This is a genomic window from Blautia sp. HCP3S3_G3 (assembly GCF_052063365.1).
Classification (GTDB): domain Bacteria; phylum Bacillota; class Clostridia; order Lachnospirales; family Lachnospiraceae; genus Blautia_A.
In genome coordinates this window covers 1-6,145 of sequence record NZ_JBQHXR010000047.1, presented here as the reverse complement: position 1 = coordinate 6,145, position 6,145 = coordinate 1, and the positions used below count along the sequence as shown (strand labels likewise).

The following is a 6,145-nucleotide window of genomic DNA, read 5'->3' as shown; positions in this document are numbered from 1 at the left end:
TTATTTTTTCGGGAACGGAGTGTTCACCATACCGGAAAGAGTGCACTGAATGAGCGGAAAGCGTGCACTAAAACACCGTGCAGTCTGCTCTCAGTGGTCGGAATATACAATAAATAAAGAAAAAAGGCAGTTTCTTAAGCAGGAACTTAGAGAATACGAAAAAGTCACACCTACGACGGGAGAAGAAAGGGAAGCCTTGCACGAATGGGTAGCTGCCGGCAACAGTGTACATGAAAACGGGTCTATGGTTTCTTATGAAGGCGGCAGATCGGTAGATTTTCTGGAAGTATACCGTGAGGAGGAAGAGATCCGGCGTGCACTCGATTCTATGAGTTATGACGAAGGAAGCAAATATCTCCTGGAAGAATACGGTATTGATCGAGATGGTGTCACGACAGCGGATCCGCCTACGTATGAGGAATTGAAGGTGACGGCAAACCGACTTTACAGGAAATGTTTCTTGTATTGGCAGTTTTTGATCAACAATGGCCTGAACGAAGAAGCAGATAAATATGTCTGCGAACATATCGATGAGGAATTGCCTTTTGAAGCATTTGACTGGGATGTGGTGAGGAGGTAATGTATGGGCAAGACAATCATTGGGGAAGAATCATTCCCTAAAATCATTGAACAATATAATACCGGAGGTAAAACGGCAGCATATGACTATCTTAGGAGCGAATACGGGATCAAGCATCCTTACTTTGTGTTAAACCGGATCAAGGAATGCGGAAAGTATTCATACGATGCCGATACGGACCATTTTTCCGGAATTAATACCAGTGTAGCTGATGATGTTTTTATGGATCTTGATGAGTTATGCGGAACAACCGCACTTGCTGCGGCCCGTCAGCCCGATCCGGCTGCAGATACCCGGCTTGCGGCGATGGAAAAACTGGTCCATGAACTGATCAGCGACCGGCTTCTGACTCTGAGCCGTTACATTACCCTGGATTCGTCTACGAGAACGATCCTGATCGACCAGACATCATTGACGGCAGATGGATATCAAGTGGTAACTCATTAACAGGATGGGTCAATTCACAGTGTGAAAATCAGGATTAACAGATAGAAATGATCCACCTTAGTTCTCGCTTTGTCAGCTACTAAGGTGGATCAAGATTCAACGAAAAACATGGTCAATTCTACTTGACAATCAACACCAATGTGGTCAACTTAAGTAATTTGACAGAATGATAAATTCAGAAAATACGGCTTCAAAATTTTTTATAGCGTGTACACTCGAATTCCCCAGAGTGCATCTGGCTGCTTTTGGTTTTATGGGCGCAGTGGTAGCCTGAAAATAGATGATGCCAAACCGGCAAGTACTAAAAGATGCAAAATGCGCCAGCTTTGAACATTCTTTTGACCTGCAGGAATGATCGTGCATACAAATATTAGGAATTCTGACAGGGAAGCCCGGGCATCACCACCTTTCATGAGATTTTGTATGCGAAAGAAAAGGAACATCCTTATAATGCTGATTTTCTATGATTGAAATGAGTTCTCAGATTATCTTTTTTCTTCTTGCGGACATAACTGCGTCCGGGCTGTATCTGAGACCGGTGTCTGGCAGCAGAGCGGAACAGAGTGAATATTACACTGCGTTGGAATTCACCGCAAAGTAACCGTGTAGTCAGACATTTCACCCTGCCGATAATAAAGGACCGGTTTGCCTGATATCTGTATTGATTGTCCTGTCTGACTTTATAAGCTCAGGGGTTCGAAACTCTAGATAAACGAAATATAAAAATTACATAAAGAAAAGAGAAGGAGCTGGTTTCGAAAGAAGCCAGCTCCTTTTGGTGGCTTATAGTTTATAAGCTCAGGGGCTCGAAACTCTAAGCAGAACTTATAAAATCAGCACATGATTGCCCTACAGCATTTAGGGTATACAAAAATTTTACCTTATTGTCACTGGTATCTGACTGTGTTATACTTAGCAAGTATAATTGAACAAGGAAGAATGCGGATGCAATTTCGAAACGCCCTCTAGTTTTTAGAAAGAGGGTGATGCCCATGAACACAATGGAAGTACTTACTTTACTATTAGTAGTTTTTGCGGCTTTGACCTACATAGATAACCGACATAATAAGAAATAGCATCCACGATAACCCTAGGAAAGTTTGATGGATGCTATGTCTTAACATAGAAATAAATTAAATTTTACTGAGGGCATCAGATCTTGCATCTGATTACCTTCCTTAATTTGATTATACACTGGGGGATGAGAGAAATCAAGTCCCCATTCCTATGAGGATTGCGTAAGTTTACTGTCGGAATAAATGGGTTAGAATCCACCCTAGGTTATTAGCTCAGGTTATTAGCTCAGGGGCAAGAAACTCCGGATAAACATTATAAAATATTTATAAACAAAGAAATACGTGTTTACAAATATTAATCAGTGAGTTATACTTAAAAAAACAAACAGATTGGTTAAGAAAGAGTATGAAAACAATAAGTGACCGAATATTTGAACTTCTGAAAGAGAGAGGAATGAGTCAGAAGGAATTTGCCCAAAGAACAGGTATAGCAGAGAGCAGTATCAGTGACTGGAAGAAGAAAAAGACAAATCCGGTATCGGATAAGATCCTGATAATCAGTGAAGTACTGGGTGTATCACCATATTATCTGTTATCCGGGGCTGAGCATCGCGGAGAGCGGAGCAGAGAGAACATGCTGTATGTCATATCGAAAGACAGTGAGCTGGGGATTCTTATAGAGACCTATCAAAGCCTGGAGACCGGGATGCAAAAGAAACTGCAGGGATATCTGGAAGCATTGGCAGACTTAAATAAAAGCGAAGAATAAAACAGGTGCAGATTCAGAAGCACCTTGTTTTATCAACGAATAATACGTAAAAACGAATAAATTAATATAATAAGGAGGCGAAAGATTATCAGTAAAATTCGAATCTGGTATGAGAATGCGAAGTATCATATAATGGCGCGAAGTGTGAGAAGCCTTGCTCTTTACAGAAATGAAGAAGATTATGAAATATTTTATATGATACTTCGGAGGACCAGGGAGAAATATCCGTTTATGATACATAGTTATTGCCTGATGACAACACATTTTCATATGCTGGTCACAACGATGAAGGATGAGATATGGAAGATTATGAAATATCTTATGCAGAATTATGCGATGTATTTTAACCGGAAATATGGAACCAAGGGACATGTGTTTGATTCCCGTTATGTATCATGCATTATAGAAGATGGAATATATTTTCTTGAAGTCAGCAGATATATTCATCTGAATCCGGTAAGAGCCTGCATGGTACGAAATCCGTTGGATTATGAGTTTATAAGCTCAGGGGCAAGAAACTTTATAATTATTATTGGCAAAACCAGAAATGATTTCAAAATAAAAAGGGAAGTAGAGAAATTTCCTACTTCCCAATCATACAGTTTTTCTTTATGATGTTAACGACCAAGAAAACATGTAAAGGAGACTGTATGATGAAATCTATTTTAGAGGAAACGCTGATATCTTTCAAGGAGTTAGAACAAAAAATTTTTCGATATATCTGTGAATTAGGATGTGAGATCACGAGAATTATACTGGAAGCTTATGACAACGAACTGGCAGCAGCCCGGGATACCAAAATGTATCGGGATAAGGGAACACGCAAGACGAGCATCAAGACAGTATACGGAACGGTAGAATACCGGCGCAGAGTATACAGGACCGTGCTTGAGAATGGAAAGAATGCATATGTATATCTGTTGGATGAGGCGATGCAGATGGATAAGATTGGTCTTATATCCACTAACCTGGCAGAGAAGATCGCAATGACCGTAACAGAAGCCCCTTATCGCGTTACGGAGGAGATAATAAACAGTACCTGTGGCCAGGATATCAGCGCCGCCGGAGTATGGAATCTTATACAACGTTTAGGCGAACGGATCAGTGAAGAAGAGGAACATTCGGTAAAACAGATGAATGGAGGTCAGACAGAAGGGAAAAGAACTGCGGCGGTTCTTTTTGAAGAAATGGACGGTGTATGGCTGAACATGCAGGATGAAGACCATAGAAAAATGAAAAAACAGGAAATGAAAGTGTTCACAATGTATGAAGGATGGGATGCAGAAAAAGAAAAACAGAAGCGAAGTACCCTTGTGGAAAAAAAGATGCTTGCCGGAATGGAAAAAAGCGCGGAATTTCATGAGAAACGAGAGGCCTGTATCCGAAAGAAATATAATGCAGACGAGATCGGCCAGAGGATCCTGAACGGAGATGGTGGGAAGTGGATTAAAGAACCGTATGATCCGGAAGTGATCGTTCAGTTGGACCGCTATCATATTTATCAGGAAATCTTGAGAAAGATCAGTGACCAGAAAGCCCAGAAGGAGATCCGGGAACTGCTGGAAGCAGATAAGCCGGATGAAATGAGACTTATGCTACAAGTGTAGAAAGTCCGGATGAGAGGGATAAACGGAGCAAGAAAGCAAGGGAACTATATCAATATCTGAACAATAACCGGGATGGGTTGCTTCCATATGATAAACGAGGGATCCGGATACCAGAGCCAGAAGAAGGGATCCTGTATAAAAGAATGGGGGTACAGGAGAGCCAAAACTGCACAACAGTCACATTGCGGATGAAACACCGGAGGATGCGCTGGTCCGTAAAGGGAGCAAATAACCTTGCGAAAGCATTGTACCGGAAAGAAAATAAAGAACTGATAGAAACGATCGAAAGGTATACAGACGGTCTGATATTGACAATGGAGATGCAGGAGGCCGTTGAGACATTAAGTGCAGCAAAGGCACCGAAAAAAGATGGGAAAGGAAATACATATGCCGATGTGATAAGCGCGCACATGCCATTACTGGAGGCGATGCAGACTGCATCCAGAAAAGCGTTTAAGAGAGCATTTTGTTAATTACAAGAAAAACACCCTGAAAGGGTTTAGTTGTGATACAAAAAAATAGACAGAACATCATTGGAAAAATAATAGGGGAAAGTGCCAACGATTACTTGACACAAACAATAGTCAATTCGGAATTGAGAATTTGATGTGGATGTGGTAACATAGATAAAATAGCTTGTCTGAAATATGAGGGAATTGAATGATGAAAAGTACGTTTACAGATTATATCAAAGAGCCATACTCCATGAGTTTTGAACAAATGGAGAAATTACACGAAGATCTTCTCTCGGAAATCGATAATGATCCGGATACGATCGAATTGTACGAGGAACTGATTGACGCAGCAACAAAATATGCAGCTATTCGTGCAAAGTGGGGACGAATGACAAGAGAAGAGAAAATGGACACCGATTCGTTACGGACGTCTCACCATAATTCTCTGATTATTCACTTTAATATGTTGGCAAGATATCTGCGCATGCAGGGAAAGAAAGCAGCTTGGCGTGAGCAACTGGGAGATGATGAAGACAACAGGTATTACCGAAAGACGATAGGTGATTTTGGCTGTTACATCGTATTTGTGAATAGTATCTGCGCAAGATAATTTATAGGAGGTCAATTATGGATTATTACGAAAGCTGGGAATCTTTTGTTTCGAATATCGATGTTGTTCCAGACAAACTTGATGGTGAAAAACTGATTCATATGGTATCTGCACTTTCCTGTACTCGATCAGAACGTGAGTCCTTAGGTAGAGCAGCAGCGGAGGGAGATAAAACTTCTTTAGAATGCTTTTTGAATGCATATGTTCCGATGATTGTAGGGACTATGAAAAAATACTCTCCTCGCATTGGATATAATCGTGACATATTAATGGGTTGCGTAGAAAAAGTTCGGGAAAAAGTTGCGAATACCCTGTATCTGGACAATCTTGAATATAATACGACTCATTATGTTGACTGGATGGTAAGGAATGAGGTGACTAAATTCATCGTGTCACAGGATAAACGTCCGGAAGAACATCTGGAAGATAAAAAAGAGGATGAACCTAAAGTTGAAACTATAGATGAGTTGATTGAAAAAATAAGTGTTTCAATCTCCGATCAAGATCAAGCTGAAAGAATTAAAAAAATGCTTCAGGCTTGCAGAAATGATGTGAAACGGCGAATTGTCAGCGGAGCTAACGGCACGTTATAATAGATGCTTTTATCTCCCTGACTGCGCTGTCAGTCTGCATAAATCACTTTGTCAGCGGAGAAACGGCA

At 40.7% G+C, this 6,145-nt stretch carries 8 protein-coding genes; all 8 read left to right on the top strand.

Going from position 1 to position 6,145, the window contains the following annotated elements:
• Window positions 1–49: 49 nt before the first annotated feature.
• The 8 genes from ACTNEW_RS16045 to ACTNEW_RS16010 all read left to right on the top strand — a co-directional run bounded on the left by ACTNEW_RS16045 (window position 50) and on the right by ACTNEW_RS16010 (window position 6,077).
• Complete coding sequence (locus ACTNEW_RS16045; RefSeq protein ID WP_441062782.1) at window positions 50–580, top strand: hypothetical protein; 531 nt, start codon at window positions 50–52, stop codon at window positions 578–580.
• A 3-nt stretch (window positions 581–583) separates the two neighbouring features.
• On the top strand, window positions 584–1,027 hold the full coding sequence (locus ACTNEW_RS16040) for a hypothetical protein (protein ID WP_441062780.1): 444 nt from the start codon (window positions 584–586) through the stop codon (window positions 1,025–1,027).
• A gap of 1,422 nt (window positions 1,028–2,449) precedes the next feature.
• Window positions 2,450–2,812 (top strand): helix-turn-helix domain-containing protein, encoded by a 363-nt coding sequence (locus tag ACTNEW_RS16035; protein WP_441062779.1) that lies wholly within the window; start codon window positions 2,450–2,452, stop codon window positions 2,810–2,812.
• A 60-nt stretch (window positions 2,813–2,872) separates the two neighbouring features.
• Window positions 2,873–3,427 (top strand): transposase, encoded by a 555-nt coding sequence (locus tag ACTNEW_RS16030; RefSeq protein WP_441062784.1) that lies wholly within the window; start codon window positions 2,873–2,875, stop codon window positions 3,425–3,427.
• 35 nt (window positions 3,428–3,462) lie between these two features.
• Window positions 3,463–4,419, top strand: a complete 957-nt coding sequence (locus ACTNEW_RS16025) for a UPF0236 family transposase-like protein (RefSeq protein ID WP_441062777.1) — start codon at window positions 3,463–3,465, stop codon at window positions 4,417–4,419.
• A gap of 188 nt (window positions 4,420–4,607) precedes the next feature.
• A complete protein-coding gene (locus tag ACTNEW_RS16020) occupies window positions 4,608–4,892 on the top strand; it encodes a hypothetical protein (protein ID WP_441062775.1) in 285 nt (94 codons plus the stop codon).
• Window positions 4,893–5,079: 187 nt separating this feature from the next.
• Window positions 5,080–5,484 carry a hypothetical protein gene (locus tag ACTNEW_RS16015; RefSeq protein WP_441062774.1) on the top strand — a complete coding sequence of 135 codons (405 nt, stop codon included), beginning with the start codon at window positions 5,080–5,082 and terminating at the stop codon, window positions 5,482–5,484.
• A gap of 17 nt (window positions 5,485–5,501) precedes the next feature.
• A complete protein-coding gene (locus ACTNEW_RS16010; protein ID WP_441062772.1) occupies window positions 5,502–6,077 on the top strand; it encodes a hypothetical protein in 576 nt (191 codons plus the stop codon).
• Window positions 6,078–6,145: the final 68 nt, after the last annotated feature.